Source organism: Flavobacterium resistens, from assembly GCF_900182645.1.
GTDB lineage: Bacteria > Bacteroidota > Bacteroidia > Flavobacteriales > Flavobacteriaceae > Flavobacterium > Flavobacterium resistens.
Genome location: NZ_FXTA01000003.1, coordinates 243145 through 261395 on the forward strand (window position 1 = coordinate 243145; position 18251 = coordinate 261395).

Sequence of the window (18251 nt, forward strand, 5' to 3'; positions counted from 1 at the left end):
TTCCATTCAAAAAAACTAACCAAAAACCAAAACATGGCAAACTATAAAAAAATAACCAAGATTGTTATACCGATTTTAATCGTACTCTTTCTTTTAGCCGCATTTCTTTTCTGGCCAATAAACACAGATGGAACTCTAATAAAACCAGATGATAAATTAGCCGAAGGAAAAGCTGCATTCTTAGCACAAAAAGACACTTCCGCTTCAGTAAAAAAGCCCAATATTATTATTCTACTTGCCGATGATTTAGGCAAATATGATATTTCATTATACGGAGGAAAAGCAGCGCCAACCCCTCAGATTGATTCTTTGGCAGCGTCAGGAGTTACTTTTACAGATGGTTATGTATCGGCTTCTATTTGTTCGCCATCGCGCGCTGGATTGCTTACAGGACGTTATCAAGAACGTTTTGGCCACGAATATCAACCGGGCGACCGATATCCAAAAAACAATTTAGAATATTACGCTTTCAAATACTTGATCAACACCAATAATTGGAGATTAAATAATAAAATAAATTATCCAAATGAAGCGTCTATAGCCACGCAAGGTTTGCCACAATCTGAAATTACTTTTGCTGATTTAGCAAAAAAAGAAGGCTACAACACGGCGATTATTGGAAAATGGCATTTAGGACACAACAAAGGATTTTTTCCTTTAGACCGAGGTTTTGATTATCATTATGGTTTTTATCAGGCATTTTCGCTTTACACTCCCGAAGATGATAATCCGGATATTATCAATCATCATCATAAAGATTTTACCGATAAAATGATTTGGGGAAATGGACGTGTCGGAATTGGACAAATTCGCCTCGATACCACTATTATTCATGATAAAGCCTATTTAACTGAAACATTTGCTGATGAAGCAGAAGCTTTTATCGACAAAAATAAAAACAAACCCTTTTTACTTTATGTTCCGTTTAATGCGCCACACACGCCGTTTCAGGTTCGTAAAAAATATTACGATCGTTTTCCGAATGTAAAAGACGAAAACAAACGCGTGTATTATGCGATGATCAGCGCACTTGACGATGCAATTGGAAGAATCAGAGCCAAAGTGAAAAAGGAAGGTTTAGAAGAAAATACGCTAATCATTTTTGCAAGCGACAACGGTGGTGCCGATTATACTTTTGCAACCACAAATGCACCTTTAAAAGGTGGTAAATTTTCTCATTTTGAAGGCGGGATAAATGTTCCGTTTGCACTTTCGTGGAAAGGGAAAATCAAACCGCATACCGTTTATAAAACGCCTGTAAGTTCTCTTGATATTTTCAGTACGATTGCTTCTGTTACGGGTTCTGGCTTGCCAAAAGACCGTGTTTATGATGGCGTTGATTTAATTGATGTGGTAAATAACAATAAAGAAGCACATAAAGATTTGTACTGGCGTTCCGGCGATGCAAAAGCAATTCGAAGCGGTAATTGGAAATTAATCATTAGCGGAAAAACACATGAAACCTGGCTTTATGATTTATCAAAAGACAAATCTGAAACAACTGATTTAGCTTCAAAAAATCCAGAAAAAGTAAAAGAATTGCAAACTGCCTTACAAACATGGGAAAAAGGATTAGTTAAACCACTTTGGCCAAATTTGACATACTACGAATTCGATTTTGGAAAACAAAAATACTTTGTCGATTTATAATTAAACAATATGCAAACCCGACAGGTTTTAAAACCTGTCGGGTTTAATCTAAAACTCAATTAATGTCATCTCAAACTAAACAATTCAACATTCACGAAGACTGGACCGTAGTAATTCTAGGATTTCTAATTATCGGAATTTCTCTTTTCATATTTCTTCCTCAAGTTCCTGTTTTTAGCTGGTCAAGCACTTCCGATTTATTTACGAATGTATTTGATTCTAAAAATCTTATAATCCTTTTTATTCAATTTGTATATCTGATTTCCATTGGTACACTTGGTGCTTTTTTAATTGGAAAATCAGTTAAATATTTTCTATTTACGTTTCCGATAGTGTATATTTTAACATTAATTGCCTTAATTCTAGCAGGAAATTCGGCTATTAAATCTATTAATCTTGAAGCTGTAATTTTTAGTTTGTTAATAGGTTTAATAATTGGAAATTTCTTTAAACTTCCAGAATGGCTTCGTTCGGCACTTTCTACAGAAGTTTTCGTCAAAATCGGATTGGTTTTATTAGGAACTAGTGTTATTTTCTCTGATATTTTAAAGGCAGGTTCATTAGGCTTAATTCAGGCTTTAGTCGTTGTTTTATCGGTTTGGTACTTTGCCTTTTGGCTTTGCCGAAAATTAAAAGTCGATGATGAATTGACCATGATGATTTCGAGTGCCGTATCTATCTGCGGAGTTTCAGCTGCAATCGCAACTTCGGGCGCTATTAAAGGCGATTCAAAAAAACTGTCTTATGTCATTTCTATCGTTTTGGTAACTGCCATTCCAATGATGATTTTCATGCCCATAATTGCCAAATATTTCAACTTTCCTGAAGAAGTTACCGGCGCATGGCTTGGCGGAAGTATTGATACTTCTGGAGCTGTTGTAGCTTCTGGAACTTTGGTTGGCGAAACTGCTTTAAAAATTAGCACCATTGTAAAATTTTCTCAGAATGTATTATTAGGATTAGCCGCTTTTGCAATTTCGGTTTATTGGACTTACACGCATAATAAATCGGCTGAAGTTGTGGAATCAAAGCCTACTTTGAAAGTTATTTGGGAACGTTTTCCAAAATTCGTAATTGGTTTTATTCTGGCTTCTCTCCTATTTTCTTTTTTTATTACTTCAGAAGTCCGAGATTCGGTAAAAGACAGTTTAAAAAATTTGCAGGGAATTTGGTTTGCCTTAGCTTTTACAAGTATTGGTTTAGAAACTAATTTTAAAGATCTGCTTTCTAATAACAGTCGTAAACCTCTATACGCTTTTTTAATTGCGCAATTATTCAATGTTATTGTTACGTTGATTATTGCTTATTTGCTTTTTGGGAAGTAAGTTTTGATAATTTTATAGCACTGCAAAATTCTCTAGCAAAGTCGCAAAAACGCAAAGTTTTTTATAATCATCAATTATCCATTCTGTTTGTCATTTCTCGCTCCTCGAAATGACAAACTAAATCTTTAATATATTTCCAAACATTATCACAATTACTTAAAAATCAGTAAACTACATTTTAAAACATTTCTTAATACCTTCTACTTCACTTCTTTTTTCAAAAAAAAATCAAGATTAATTTGGTTTTTACAATATTAAATATAACTTTGTCTATATAATTAGTAGAGTTTAATATTTAAAACTTACATTTTGAAAACAATAGCACACAGAACGTCTTTCATTCTTCCTAAAAATTACGCCTATAACACTTTTTGTTATATGTGTAGCTGTTGTTAATTCTTACATTGGTTTGTCATGATTTTGCTTCATTTAAAATCGGAACAAACCCCACTTTTATTCCAATTTCATTTACAATATAGTATGCAATTCGCCTCAAACGAAGCTGCGCCTTAATGGTATATAATTAAAAATAAAGGAATTTCTGCGGCAACGGAAAACCTCTATTAAAGAACATTTATCACTTACAAAACAAAAAAAACAAAAAAAGCATTTTAAAATGAATAATAAAATTACCTCAATATTATTTTCTGCCTTAATAACCGGAACTGTCAGTTTTACTACAATAAGCGCTCAGAATACAGCAAAACCAAATATCATTCTGATTATGGTAGATGATATGGGATATTCTGATTTAGGAAATTATGGTTCAGAAATTAAAACTCCCAATCTTGATAAATTAGCGAGTGAAGGTTTGCGTTTGCGCGAATTCTACAATAACTCGATTTGTGCGCCAACGAGAGCTTCTCTCCTAACCGGTCAATATCAGCACAAAGCGGGCGTTGGTTTTTTTGATGTGAATTTAGGATTGCCAGCTTATCAAGGCTATTTAAATAAAGAATCTTTGACTTTAGGAGAAGTGTTCCATTTTGGCGGCTACAGTACAATTTTATCAGGAAAATGGCACGTTGGTTCTGAAGATCAGGCACAATGGCCCAACCAAAGAGGTTTTGATAAATTTTACGGCATCTTAAAAGGCGCATCTAATTATTTTGATACAAAGCCTTTGCCTTTCGGGAAAACGCCCTATCCAGTAAAACTGATTCGTAATAATGAAGAACTGCATCCAAAAGACGATTCGTATTATTTTACAGATGAAATTGGAAATAATGCGATCACTTTCTTAGATGAGCAAAACAAAGAAAATAAACCTTTCTTTTTGTATTTAGCTTTTACAGCACCACATTGGCCTTTGCAGGCAAAACCGGTTGATATTGCCAAATACAGAGGAAAATTTGATGAAGGTTGGGATATTTTAAGAGAAAAAAGAATTGAGAAATTAAAAGCAAACGGAATTTTACCAGCCAATCAAACTATTTCGCCAAGAGACCCTGAAGTTCCTGAATGGAGCAAACTGACTTATGACGAAAAACAATTCTGGAAAGCAAAAATGGAAGTTTATGCCGCAATGGTCGACAATATGGACCAGAATGTGGGGAAAGTTTTGGATAAATTAAAAGCCCTTAAAAAAGATAAAAACACACTTATAATTTTCATTTCGGACAATGGCGCTCAAGGCGGATTTAATACTTACAATCCGTTAGGAAGAGGTTTAGTTCGAAATGACGGACCAGTTGGAACTTCGGGATCATTTGATTATCAGGAACAAAACTGGGCATATTTATCGAATACGCCACTTCAGCAATATAAAAATAATATGCACGAAGGCGGTTTCAGTTCGCCGTTTATTGCTTGGTTTCCTTCAAAAATAAAAGCCGGAAGAATTGACAAAGGAACTGGACACATTATTGACCTCGCTCCTACTTTCTACGAATTGGCCGGAATTGAATATCCTAAAAATTATAATAACGTAAATACGAATCCGCTTCCGGGGAAAAGTCTGCTTCCTGTTTTATTTGACAATGTTTCAGAAGTTAACCGAGGCGAACCACTATTCTGGGAAAGAGCAGGAAACAGAGCGGTTCGTGACGGAAAATGGAAATTGGTTTCGATTTATCCTTCTTACGAATGGGAACTGTATAATTTAGAAACAGATCGTGGTGAAACTACCAATGTTGCACAACAAAATCCGGGAATTGTAAACAAACTTTCGGCATCTTATTTTGAATGGGCAGACCGCACTGGCGTTGTAGAATACAGCAAATTCAGGCTAAAACCGGAGGTAATGCCCGGAGGTGCCTCTCTCAAGAAATAAAAACCTTTTTCTAACCATAAAATAATCATTATGAGTTCATTTTATCAAGAAATAGCAAAACAGCATCATGACTTAGTAATTCTGCCTGAGAAAAAATTAATTCATCAGTTTATAGATGATTTGTTTGTCATCTTATTTTCGAATACCTCAAAATCATTAGAATCTGAAGCAACGATCAAATACAAATTCAATCAGCTGGAAAAACAGTTTGACGAATTAGTTTTGGATTTTTCACCAAAAAGTGACCAAAAACAGCAGACCAAAAACTTTTTTGAAGCGATACCAAAATTGCACAAAAAAGCATTAAACGATGCTGTAACCATATTTACAAAAGATCCTGCGGCCAAATCTCTGGAAGAAGTGCTATACTCGTATCCTGGTTTTTTCGCTATTGCCGTTTACCGATTTTCTCATCAGCTTTGGGAGCAGGATTTAAAATTATTAGCACGAACAATTTCAGAATATGCTCATATTAAAACGAGCATCGAAATTCATCCCGGTGCACAAATTGGAAAAGATTTTGCAATCGATCACGGAACAGGAATCGTGATTGGAGAAACAACAATTATTGGCGATAATGTACAAATTTATCAAGGCGTTACACTTGGAGCTTTGAGTGTAAAAAAAGATGAAGCCTTTATAAAAAGACATCCAACTATTGAAGACAATGTCATTATATATGCCAACAGCACCATTCTTGGTGGTCAAACTACAGTTGGAAAAGATTCTATAATTGGCGGAAATGTCTGGCTGACGTATACAATTCCTTCCAATTCTGTTGTATATCATAAAAACGAAATTAAAATCAGAGATAATAATCCTTTCCCTGCACCCATTTTTTATTCTATTTAAAAATATCAAAACCAATGAAATATCAAAACATTTTAGAAACCATAGGAAACACTCCTCACATTCGATTAAATAAACTTTTTAAATCACATGAAGTGTGGATTAAATTGGAAAAATCAAATCCAGGTTCAAGTATTAAAGACCGAATCGCTCTTGCAATGATTGAAGATGCAGAACAAAAAGGACTTATAAATCAAGATACTGTAATTATTGAACCAACTTCAGGAAATACCGGAATTGGACTTTCATTAGTTGCAGCCGTAAAAGGTTATAAAGTGATTGTGGTAATGCCAGAATCGATGAGTATTGAGCGCAGGAGAATTTTGAATGCCTATGGTGCCGAATATGTTTTGACACCGAGAGAAAAAGGAACTTCGGGCGCAGTTGAAAGAGCAAAGGAACTTGCTTCAACCATTAAAAACTCGTTTCTTCCTTCACAATTTACCAACAAAGCAAATGTTGAAATACACGAAAAAACAACCGCTCTAGAAATTTTAGCTGATTTTCCAGACGGAATCGATTATCTAATAACCGGAGTTGGAACTGGAGGTCATATTACAGGAGTTTCAAAAATATTAAAACAACATTTCCCAAATCTTCAAACTTACGCAGTTGAACCAGCCTTATCACCAGTTTTGAGTGGCGGTTTGCCTTCTCCACATCCATTTCAGGGAATTGGAGCTGGATTTATTCCAGAAGTTTTTAATCGCGAATATGTCGATCATATTTTAACAGTTGATAAAAACGAATCGTACAATTTCACTAAAAAAATAGCCAAAGAAGAAGGAATTTTTGCCGGAATATCGACCGGAGCTGCACTTGCAGCACTATCAAGAAAGCTCAAAGATATTCCTGAAGATGCCGTAATTCTAACTTTTAATTATGACACTGGAGAAAGATATTTATCTGTAGATGAGTTATTTGATTAAAATTATGAATAACTTTAAGCAAGCAAAAAATAATTTACAAACCTATTAAAATACCCGAAAAATGGCAGAATCAAAACAACAACAGACCGCATTAGGCGATGTTGCAGCAAGACAACTCGCAATTGCAACACGTACAGTACCTCAAATTGGAACAACTTCTCCACGCTGGCTGACACATCTTTTACATTGGACACCGGTCGAATCGGGTGTGTTTCGTTTGAACAAAGTTAAAAATGCAAATCATATCGAAGTCGATTGTTCTGCACGCGACGAAAGAGTTTTACCAAACACTTTTGTTGATTATGTTGAAAATCCGAGAGAGTATAATCTTGCTGCCGTACAAACCATTGTAGAAGTTCATACACGTGTTTCTGACTTATACAGCAAACCGTACAACCAGATTTCAGAACAGCTTCGTTTGGCTATAGAAACCATTAAAGAACGTCAAGAAAGCGAATTAATCAATAATAAAGATTACGGATTATTAAGCAATGTGGCGCCTTCGCAAATTATAAAAACACGTACTGGTGCGCCAACTCCAGATGATTTAGACGAATTGCTGACTAAAGTTTGGAAAGAACCAGGTTTCTTTTTATTGCATCCGCTGGCAATTGCCGCTTTTGGACGCGAATGTACGCGCAGAGGTGTTCCACCACCAACAATCTCTTTATTTGGATCTCAGTTTTTAACTTGGAGAGGAATTCCGCTTATCCCATCTGATAAATTGCCGATTGTCAAAGGAAAATCAAAAATCATTTTATTACGTACCGGCGAAAGCCGTCAAGGTGTAATCGGGTTAATTCAGCCGGGATTACAAGGTGAGCAGTCTCCAGGATTATCAGTCCGTTTTATGGGAATTAATGAAAAAGCGATTGCTTCATACTTGGTTTCACTTTATTGTTCTTTAGCTATTTTGGTTGATGATGCCATCGCTGTTTTAGAAGATGTCGAAATAGGAAAGTATCATGAGTACAAATACTAACCCAGACGGATTACCAAACATTGACGATTTGCAGTTTTTAGCAAACGAACTGTTCAGTGCACTGCCAAATGAATTTCCAAAAGAAATTTCATTGAGTCCAGATAAAGCTGAACATCCTCGTGCGACAAAAATTGCAGAAACACTTTTGCATGCTGGCGGTGCCAATATTTTAACGCCGTTTTCTGCGCAAAGTCCGTTAAATGTAAATCTGGCTCCACCTTCGTTTAGCGGTTTTGGAGGTTCTCCAGCAAGTGCTTCTCAAAGTTCCAGTGCCTCGGCTTTGTATCCAAACGCTGGTGCAGGTTTTGATCCTAAATATGGCATCCCTTCTTCTGGAATTCCTGAAGATAACGGACTAAATATTAATAATCCGCAGACTGGATTTTATGATATCAATTTAAAAAACAGCAGATCACCACAGCTTAATGAAGAATCGTTGTTTTCATCGCTGTTTTTAAATGATCAATATTTGCCTTTTCAAAGCGAAAATTCTTCTTTTGAAAACGAGTTGAAAATAGCTTTAGAAACGGTTGATACTTTTTTTAGAAAGCGAAATGATTTTCCGTCAAGCGGAAGTGAACTCCAAAACTCGTATTATTTTTTAGATCAGAATCCGTTTGCTTTTGATTCTAAAAACACCAATGCAATTGTGGGAAGTTCCTTTGGAACAAATCCATTAAGTGGTAGTACAAATTCAGCTTTTAATGCCGAATTAATCAAAAAAGATTTTCCTATTTTGAGTGAAACTGTAAACGGAAAACCTTTAATATGGTTTGATAATGCAGCAACAACTCAAAAACCAAAATCGGTTATCGATCGCATTGCGTATTTCTATGAGCATGAAAATTCGAATATTCATCGTGCAGCGCATGAATTAGCAGCGCGCGCATCTGACGCTTATGAAGCTGCTCGCGAAAAAGTGAAAACGTTTTTAAATGCCGGTTCAGTAAATGAAATTGTTTTTGTTCGCGGTGCAACTGAAGGAATAAATTTAGTAGCTTCAACTTGGGGCGATCAAAATTTAAATTCTGGTGATGAGATTATTGTAAGTAATCTGGAGCATCATGCAAATATAGTTCCGTGGAAAAGATTAGCCGATAAAAAAGGTTTGAAATTACGAGTAATTCCAGTCGATGATGACGGTCAGATTTTGCTTGATGAATATGCAAAATTGCTGAATTCAAAAACACGTTTAGTGGCTTTTACGCAAGTTTCAAATGCATTAGGAACTGTAACTCCAGCAAAAAAAATAACTGAAATGGCTCATGCAGCAGGTGCAAAAGTCTTAATTGACGGCGCACAATCTGTTTCACACATGAAAGTTGATGTTCAGGATTTAAATCCGGACTGGTTAGTTTTTTCTGGACATAAATTATTTGGTCCAACCGGAATTGGCGCTTTGTACGGAAAAGAAGATTTATTGAACGAAATGCAGCCGTATCAATCGGGCGGAAATATGATTCAGGATGTAACTTTTGAGGAAATCAAATACCACAAAGCTCCTAATCGTTTTGAAGCCGGAACCGGAAATATCGCCGATGCAATTGGTCTTGGTGCCGCAATTGACTACGTAACGAAACTCGGAATTGAACAAATTGGACAGTATGAGCATTATTTATTAGAATATGCAACAAGGCTTCTTAAAGAAATTCCAGGTGTACGTTTAATCGGAACTGCAAAAGACAAAGCAAGTGTATTATCTTTTAATTTGCAAGGCTATACAAATGACCAAGTTGGTCAGGCATTAAACAAAGAAGGTGTTGCGGTAAGAACCGGACATCATTGTGCTCAGCCAATTTTGCGACGAATGGGAGTTGAAACAACGGTGCGTCCGTCATTGGCATTTTACAATACCACTCAAGATGTTGATACTTTTATCAAAACTTTGTGGGAACTGAAAAAAGTCAAATTTTAAAAATACTGAGATTAAATTCTCTACTTGAATAATTACTTTTTTTGATATTTTAAGTAATTATACCCAAAAGCGATTGTTTTCCTGAACAGTCGCTTTTTTTTTTATTAACAAATTAATCAAATTCTTTTATAAATATCTACCGCAACTAGTACTTTCTCCTTTTTTATGTTAATTCTTAATACATACAACTAAAACAGAACCAATCAATTAAACATTAATCACATTACCCCTTAAATTTTTACAAAATAAAAGTATTTGAGCACCAATTGTTACAAATATTACAAAAATGAAGTTATGTGTTATTTTTAATGTTAAAAAGAGGTTTCAACTTAACATAAATTTAAGATATTTGAAAGAACTAATTTAAACACAATAAAAAATGAAAATTAATTTAAAACATTTTTTTTGGCTATTGCTCGTTTTGAGTGTGCAAATAGCTGTGGCTCAAGGAGGGGCAATTTCTGGTACAGTTACTGACAATAAGGGTGTTCCCATTCCAGGAGTAAATATTGTTCTCAAAGGAACAAATGTCAGTACACAAACTGATTTTGATGGAAATTTTAAAATTCAGGCCAAAACTGGCGATATTTTAGTAGCTAGTTATGTTAGTTTTGCTACTATTGAAGTCAAAGCTTCTAATTCAATGACAATTAAAATGGTTGAAACTCAAAATGAGCTGGAAGCCGTTCTTGTTGTGGGTTACGGTACACAATCAAAAAAGAATTTAACCGATAATATAGCTCGTGTAACAGCAAAAGATATTCAGCAAGTACCTGTTGCTAACGTACAAAATGCCTTAGTTGGTAAATTAGCCGGTGTACAGATTACACAAACAAATGGTAAAGTTGAAGGAGGAATGAATATTAGGGTTCGTGGAGCTGCGAGTATAAGCGCCAGCACACAGCCTTTGTATGTTTTAGATGGTATTCCGCTTATCACAGATGATGAGTCTAGCAATGGAGCACCAACAAATCCATTGTTGACCTTAAGCCCAAATGAAATTGAATCAATTGATGTTTTAAAAGATGCTTCTTCTGCAGCAATTTACGGAGCTCGTGGAGCTAATGGAGTTGTCATCATTACAACTAAAAAAGGTAAAGAAGGGAAAGGAAATTTCTCTTTAAACTTCTCTCAGGGTATCAGTGAAGCCACTCACACGAAAAAATTTCTGAATGCTAAACAATATGTAGAATTACTACAGGAAGCTGGACGAAATGTTGATGATTTAGAATCTGTCGAAGATGAATTGGAATATTTATCTCAAGGAACAGATTGGAGAAACGGAGAAATCGATACGAATTGGCAAGATATCGCTTTACGCACAGGTTATACTACTGATGCCGATTTTTCTGTATCTGGAGGTGACGACAAAACAAAATATTTCTTTGCAGGAGCTTACAATAATACTACGGGAATAGTTGACAGCAATGATTTAGAAAGAATAACAGCGAGATCAAACGTATCTCATAAAATTACAGACCATTTTACGGCCGGAATGAATATTGGTTTTTCCAGATCAGTTATCAATAGGGTTCAAGATGACAATTCATTCTCTACTCCTATGCAATCTCTAGCTCAGGCTCCAATTTCGCAAGCGAGATTAGAAGATGGAACTCCAAATCCAAATACTGAGTATGTCAATTATTTATTAGCAAAAGACAATACTTCTTGGAAAACTATTATGAGAAGAGTTACAGGAAAAATATTCGGAGAATTAAAACTGGTAAAAGACTTGAAATTCAATTCTGATTTTGCTTATGACTTATTAACTCAGACTGAGGATTACTGGCAAGGCAAAAATGCTCCTTTTATGGCAACTGACGGAGCTGTATTTGCAACTTCTGTAAACACTGAAAGTTATATTTTCAGTAATTACTTTACGTATGATCTTACTTTTGCTGAAAACCACACTATAAATGCTGTTGCCGGCATGGAATTCAATAAATACAACAGAAGATACCAAGATGTAAATAGTATTTATTTTCCAAATGACAGTTTTCATACTGTTGATGGTGGTGCAGAAGTTAATGAAGGACATGGTAGCGAAACGGATTATGCCTTTGTTTCTCAATTTGGGCGTTTCAATTATAGCTTCAAAAATAAATATCTTTTCAAAGCAAGTATTCGTCGCGATGGATCATCTCGCTTTGGAAAAAATGAAAGATTTGCGGTTTTCCCTGCATTTTCTGCCGGTTGGGTTATGTCGCAGGAAGAATTCTTAAAAGACAATACTGTTTTAAGTTATTTAAAATTAAAAGCAAGCTGGGGTAAGGTAGGAAATGCTGAAGTTGGTAACTTCGCGTCACGACAATTATACAGACCTAGTTCTTACAACTTAAAATCTGGATTGACTTTTAGCCAAGCTGGAAATGACAACCTTACTTGGGAAAAATCTTCTCAAACAGATGTTGGTATTGAGGCTGGATTCCTCAACAAAATTAATTTAGAAGTCGATTACTATGACAAACGTACTGATGGTCTTCTTTTTGCAAAACCTTTGGCTTTAAGTTCAGGCGCTACATCAATCAACACAAACATTGGAGAAATAAAAAGCAGCGGGTTTGAATTCACTTTGAACACAAAAAATGTTGAAACAGAAAAATTCAAATGGACTACAAGTTTTAACCTTACGACAAACAACTCAAAAGTAAAGTCACTGCCTAACAACAATACTGATGTTATTACAAGTTATAACATCAATCGTGTTGGAGAAAACATTTCATCATTTTATTTAGTTGAATACGCGGGCGTTGATCCTGCAAACGGAGATGCACTTTTTGTAAAAAACACTGTAAATGCTGATGGAAGTCTTGACAAAAGTACTACTAACGATTACAGTGAAGCCAAAAGAATCGTAGCTGGAAATCCTTTCCCAACTTTAATGTCTGGATTGACCAATACGATTAATTATAAAAATTTTGACTTTAACTTTACATTTCAAGGCGAATGGGGAGCTAGTATTTATAACTCAGCTGGTATATATATGTCGACAGCAGCAGATTATTTTGATAACCAAACCGCAGATCAGCTAAATCGTTGGCAAAATCCAGGTGATATCACAAATGTGCCTCAGGCAAGATTTGGAGGCTCAAACGGAACACAAGAATCTACTCGTTATCTAGACAAAGCCGATTTTATTCGTTTACGTAACGTTACATTAGGTTATTCTTTACCTAAAGAAACTGTACAAAAAGCAGGAATGAGTAATTTAAGAATTTATTTTACAGCTGTAAACTTGCTTACTTTTACAAATTATGAAGGAACAGATCCAGAAGCAAGAAGAGATGACACAGGAATTGGAGAAGATTTTTACTCTGCCCCACCTGCAAGAACTATGGCAATTGGAGTAAATATTAATTTTTAAAAAGAACAAAATGAAAGCAAATAAATTAATCTTACTTATAATTTTCTCAGTCTTTTTTGCAAGCTGTGAAGATCAACTAAATTTAGACCCTAAGCAGGCTGAAGACGCATCGGTTACATTAAGTACCGAGGAAGGTATTACAAATGTACTAACAGGGACTTATGCGATTGCCGCAAACGGAAATGCTTATGGCGGAAGAGTTTTACTTTATGCTGATTTACTTGGTGTGACTGGCTCATTGAGCACTACCGATTTAAGATGGAGAGGAACTTATGGCGAGCTTAGACAAATGTACCTTAAGACAATGGTATCTAACAACGTAATTATTGAAGGAACATATTCTAGACTTTATTCGATGATCAATGCTGCAAATACAGTTATCGAAAACATTGACAAAGTAAAAGATCCGGGCAAACAAGCTGTTATGATTGGAGAAGCTAATTTTTTAAGATCGTTAGCGTATTTTGATTTGGTTCGTTTTTTCGCAAAACCTTATGTAGCCGGACAAGCTAACTCCCAATTGGGAGTTGTTATCAGGCCTAATGCCATTTATGATTTCAGTGTAGATCTTTCAAAAGAAAGAAGCACTGTCGATGAAGTTTATAAAGTAATCATTGATGGATTAAATTTAGCTTATACTAATCTTCCTGAAGAAAATGGTTTTTATGCAGACAAATATGCTGCTAAAGCTTTATTAGCAAGAGTTTATCTGCAACAGCAAAATTATGCCGCAGCAAGAGATGCAGCAAATGATGTTATTGAAAACAGCGGACACGGCCTATCTCTTAAATATGCAGATGCATTTAATCACGACACAGATAAGACTGAAGATGTTTTTGCAATTCAAATTACAAAACAAACTGGCTTGAATGATATGGTAACTTTTTATGCTTCTGAAGGGAATGGAGGCCGTGGAGGAGATTTCTCTATCAGAGACACTTATTTAGAGAAATTTAGCGATCCTGATGACAGAGCTGCTTTTAATTATGTAAACGACGATAACGGGCGACTTTTAACTTCTAAATTTACGGATCAGTTTGGTGATGTACCTCTTATTCGTTTAGCCGAAATGTATTTAATTAGAGCTGAAAGTAATTTACGTGCCGGAACTGCCGTTGGCAACACGCCATTGGATGACATCAACATTATTCGTTCAAGAGCAAATGCCGATGAATTGGCAAGTGTAACCGTTGATGATATTTTGTTAGAACGTCAATTGGAATTAGGAATGGAAGGGTTTTTAATTCATGATATTCGCAGAACAAAACAATCTATTGATATTAGTTCTGATGGCGACGGTTCTGATTTGATTCCGTATGATGCAAACAGATTGGTCTTCCCTATTCCATTAAAAGAAATGGATGCCAATAAAAAAATCACTCAAAATCCAGGTTATGGAAGTTAATTTAGGTTCAAAGTAACAAAGTAAAAAGGTCCAAAGTTTTATAAATAACTATAAAACTTTGGACCTTTTAAATTATATAATAAAAACCTTTGAGCCTTTGTAACTCTGAACCTTAGTCCCTAAAGTTTATCTAAACTCATTCAAAGATTTCTCAATAATTTCAAGACATTCCTGAATTTGAGCTTCAGTCATTACCAATGGCGGAGCAAATCTAATTTTATTTCCGTGAGTTGGTTTTGCTAACAATCCGTTATCTCTAAATTTTAAGCAGATTTCCCAAGCCAAATCAGACTCTTCATCACTATTAATCACAATCGCATTCAAAAGTCCTTTTCCACGAACCAGTTTAATCAAATGATTTCTTTCAGCGATTTCATTTAATCCTTTTCTTAAAATAGCACCAAGACGTTCAGCATTTTCAGCTAGTTTTTCATCTTTTATAACTTCCAATGCTGCAATCGCAACCGCCGCTGCAACAGGGTTTCCACCAAAAGTAGATCCGTGCTGACCTGGTTTAATCACATTCATGATCTCGTTATTTGCTAAAACAGCCGAAACCGGATAAACACCTCCCGAAATTGCTTTTCCTAAAATCAAAATATCAGGCTGAACATTTTCGTGGTGAACGGCTAATAATTTTCCTGTACGTGCAATTCCTGTCTGAACTTCGTCGGCAATAAATAATACATTATGTTTTTCGCATAACGCTTTTGCTTTCGCCAAATATCCTTCTGACGGAACATAAACTCCTGCTTCACCCTGAATTGGCTCAACTAAAAATCCTGCAATATTTTTTGATGATTCTAAAGCTTTTTCAAGAGCTTCAAGATTATCATATTCAATTTTTATAAATCCATCTGTGAATGGTCCGAAGTTTTTACGAGCCGATTCATCATTAGAAAATGAAATAATCGTAGTGGTTCTTCCGTGAAAATTATTTTCGCACACAATTACCTGCGCTTGATTTTCAGGAATTCCTTTTACCTCATAAGCCCATTTTCTACATATTTTAAGTGCTGTTTCTACAGCTTCAGCACCTGTATTCATTGGCAAAACTTTATCAAAACCAAAATAATTGGTAATATACTCTTCGTAATTTCCCAATTTGTCATTGTAAAAAGCACGAGACGTCAGCGTTAATTTTTGAGCCTGATCCACCATTGCTTGCACAATTTTCGGATGACAATGACCTTGATTTACAGCAGAATAAGCTGACAGAAAATCATAATATTTTTTCCCATCAACATCCCATACATATACACCTTCTCCTTTTTCTAAAACCACAGGAAGCGGATGATAATTATGAGCTCCGTATTTATTCTCTTTTTCAATCAAAACTTCAGATTTTGATGAAAGTATGTTTTCTGTATGTGTCATAATATATTATTTTTCAAACACAAAAGTATCAAAAAATCTCAAATAAGACATAAAAAAGTAAAAATTAAACTTGTATCTCATTAAAATAAGTCAAATTTTATTTTTAAATCGAAATTAAAATCAAATTCACCTATTCAGTATTTTGATTTTATTCCTCATTATTGAAAAAAATAGTTACTTTTATAAATCAAAAAAAGAAAATAAACTCAATTTCAACGAATGGATATTTTAGACGAATTCGATATTAATATACTGAAGGAATTAGAAAAAGACGGAAGAATGGCTTTTTCTGCCATTGCAACTAATTTAAAAATCTCCAACACCATGGTGCATCAGCGAATCAATAGAATGATTGAGCAAGGTGTCATTGGCGGAATAAAACCTATCATACAAGAAAAAAATATTGGTTACGATTGGGCTTCTTTCACCGGAATCACATTAAATAAAGATTCTGATTCTGATCGAATTATTGAAGAAATGAAAAAAATTCCCGAAATTACAGAATGCTATTATGTCACAGGTTCTTTTACACTTTACATAAAAATTGTAGCGAAGAATCACGAACACATGCGAAAAATTCTTTACGAGAAAATCGATAACATTCCCGGAATTGCTAAAACTGATTCGATTATAGAATTAGGTTGTGCTTTTAAAAGAAACATTTCATTATAATCAACTTTTAAACTAAAAAAATGCGTTTACGAATCCTGCTTTTATTTACTCTTTTTTGTTGTAAATCAATGCTGTTTTCGCAGATTTCAGTTCCAAATCCTTCTAAAAGTGATTTTTCTGAAGCAATAATTATTTTAGCTTCAGATTCGATGCAAGGTCGAAAAGCCAATCAAAAAGGCGCTTTTATGGCTGCTGATTACATTGCCTCTAAAATGTATGCTTACAATCTAAAACCTTTCACTAAAATCAAAAATTACTATCAAATATTTAAAATTCAAGAACATACTATTAAAAACACTTCTCTAGAATTCAAAAAAGGAAATCAGGAAACCATTTCTCTCTCTTCAGAAAAAGATTTTCAAGCTATTCCAATTTCAGCCTCTATCAACAAAAAAGAAGCAGATGTAGTTTTTGCAGGCTATGGTTTAAGTCTACCAAAAGAAAATTATAACGATTATAAAAAACTCAATGCAAAAAATAAAATTGTTGTAGTTTTAAGTGGATTCCCAAGCGATCAGGACAGTACTTCTGCAACTTATAAAAAATTCAAAAAGATATTTCCTGAAAAAAATGATTTAGAAGAAACTAAATTAAAAACGGCCATTAGTAAAGGCGCAATTGCCTTAATCGTTATTGAAACACACGAATATTTTAAGTCTCCAAACACCACAAAAAATGAGGTTTTTCATTCTTTAGAAAACTCAGTTACAACTTCAATACCTGTATTCAAAATTCATAGAACAACGGCTGAAAACCTTTTTTCAAAAATTAATATTCCATCAAAAAGTAGCCTCACTTCTACTTCATTGCAAAAAGTAAAAATCAATTTTTCGATAGCATTAGAGTCAAAAACTTTTCCCGTTACAAATGTATTGGGAATGATCCCTGGAAAAGACACTACAAAAACTATTATCGTTGGTGCACATTATGATCATTTAGGAATTATAAAAGATTCAATTTACAACGGTGCCGATGATAATGCATCGGGAACTTCAGGAATGCTGGCTCTAGCAAAAAAATGGTCAGAATCTAAAATAAAACCTCCTTGCAATATTCTTTTTGCTTCATGGACTGCCGAGGAAATGGGACTTTTAGGAAGTGAATATTTTGTTCAGAATTTTGATTTCAACAAACAAAAAATACTGTTGGCGATCAATATGGATATGATTTCCAGAAGCGCGCCTGAAGACAAATTACACCGAATTTTGAGTATCGGAACTCAAAAAGAAGATGGAAATTTAAAAAAGATGTCCACCGAAATCAATGCGAAACTTCAAAAGCCGTTTACTTTAGATTTATGGGAAACAAACGGGCATTCAGGAAGTGATTATGCGTCGTTTACCACAAAAGGAATTCCTATTATGACTTTTTTCAGCGGTTTTCACGATGATTATCATACACCGAACGACAAAGCTTCGAAAGTAGATTTTGACAAAATAGAAGATGTGCTTTTTATTGTCAATTCTTCTCTTTCAAAATTTTTAGAAAATCAGAATAACTAAACCGAATAA

12 protein-coding genes are annotated in these 18251 nt (G+C 34.7%); 11 read left to right on the forward strand and 1 reads right to left on the reverse strand.

From position 1 onward, the window contains the following. Positions 1–33: 33 nt before the first annotated feature. From FN795_RS12445 to FN795_RS12485, 9 genes are all read left to right on the forward strand, one after another. A complete protein-coding gene (locus FN795_RS12445) occupies positions 34–1650 on the forward strand; it encodes a sulfatase-like hydrolase/transferase (protein WP_142450894.1) in 1617 nt (538 codons plus the stop codon). Positions 1651–1712: 62 nt separating this feature from the next. After that, the gene (locus FN795_RS12450) at positions 1713–2975 is read left to right on the forward strand and encodes a YeiH family protein (protein WP_142450895.1); all 1263 of its coding nucleotides are present in this window, start codon (positions 1713–1715) and stop codon (positions 2973–2975) included. A gap of 616 nt (positions 2976–3591) precedes the next feature. After that, the gene (locus FN795_RS12455) at positions 3592–5247 is read left to right on the forward strand and encodes an arylsulfatase (protein WP_142450896.1); all 1656 of its coding nucleotides are present in this window, start codon (positions 3592–3594) and stop codon (positions 5245–5247) included. A 30-nt stretch (positions 5248–5277) separates the two neighbouring features. Further along, positions 5278–6099 carry a serine O-acetyltransferase EpsC gene (gene epsC / locus FN795_RS12460; protein WP_142450897.1) on the forward strand — a complete coding sequence of 274 codons (822 nt, stop codon included), beginning with the start codon at positions 5278–5280 and terminating at the stop codon, positions 6097–6099. A 14-nt stretch (positions 6100–6113) separates the two neighbouring features. Continuing rightward, on the forward strand, positions 6114–7025 hold the full coding sequence (gene cysK / locus FN795_RS12465) for a cysteine synthase A (protein WP_142450898.1): 912 nt from the start codon (positions 6114–6116) through the stop codon (positions 7023–7025). A gap of 61 nt (positions 7026–7086) precedes the next feature. Next, entirely contained in the window at positions 7087–8007 is a 921-nt protein-coding gene (locus FN795_RS12470; protein WP_142450899.1) for a family 2A encapsulin nanocompartment shell protein, read from the forward strand. Continuing rightward, complete coding sequence (locus FN795_RS21620; RefSeq protein ID WP_142450900.1) at positions 7991–9922, forward strand: family 2A encapsulin nanocompartment cargo protein cysteine desulfurase; 1932 nt, start codon at positions 7991–7993, stop codon at positions 9920–9922. Before FN795_RS12470 ends, FN795_RS21620 begins: the two co-directional genes overlap by 17 nt. A 379-nt stretch (positions 9923–10301) precedes the next feature. Beyond that, on the forward strand, positions 10302–13286 hold the full coding sequence (locus tag FN795_RS12480) for a SusC/RagA family TonB-linked outer membrane protein (protein ID WP_142450901.1): 2985 nt from the start codon (positions 10302–10304) through the stop codon (positions 13284–13286). Between the two features lie 10 nt (positions 13287–13296). Next, positions 13297–14691, forward strand: coding sequence for a RagB/SusD family nutrient uptake outer membrane protein (locus tag FN795_RS12485; RefSeq protein ID WP_142450902.1), 1395 nt, complete (start codon positions 13297–13299; stop codon positions 14689–14691). A 126-nt stretch (positions 14692–14817) separates the two neighbouring features. Here FN795_RS12485 and rocD read toward each other — a convergent pair whose 3' ends face one another. Then, positions 14818–16068, reverse strand: coding sequence for an ornithine--oxo-acid transaminase (gene rocD, locus FN795_RS12490; protein WP_142450903.1), 1251 nt, complete (start codon positions 16066–16068; stop codon positions 14818–14820). A 219-nt stretch (positions 16069–16287) separates the two neighbouring features. On the opposite strand from rocD, the gene FN795_RS12495 reads away from it, so the two are divergent. Beyond that, the gene (locus FN795_RS12495) at positions 16288–16740 is read left to right on the forward strand and encodes an Lrp/AsnC family transcriptional regulator (RefSeq protein ID WP_035648092.1); all 453 of its coding nucleotides are present in this window, start codon (positions 16288–16290) and stop codon (positions 16738–16740) included. 20 nt (positions 16741–16760) lie between these two features. Then, positions 16761–18242, forward strand: coding sequence for a M20/M25/M40 family metallo-hydrolase (locus tag FN795_RS12500; RefSeq protein ID WP_142450904.1), 1482 nt, complete (start codon positions 16761–16763; stop codon positions 18240–18242). The last annotated feature ends 9 nt before the right edge of the window (positions 18243–18251 follow it).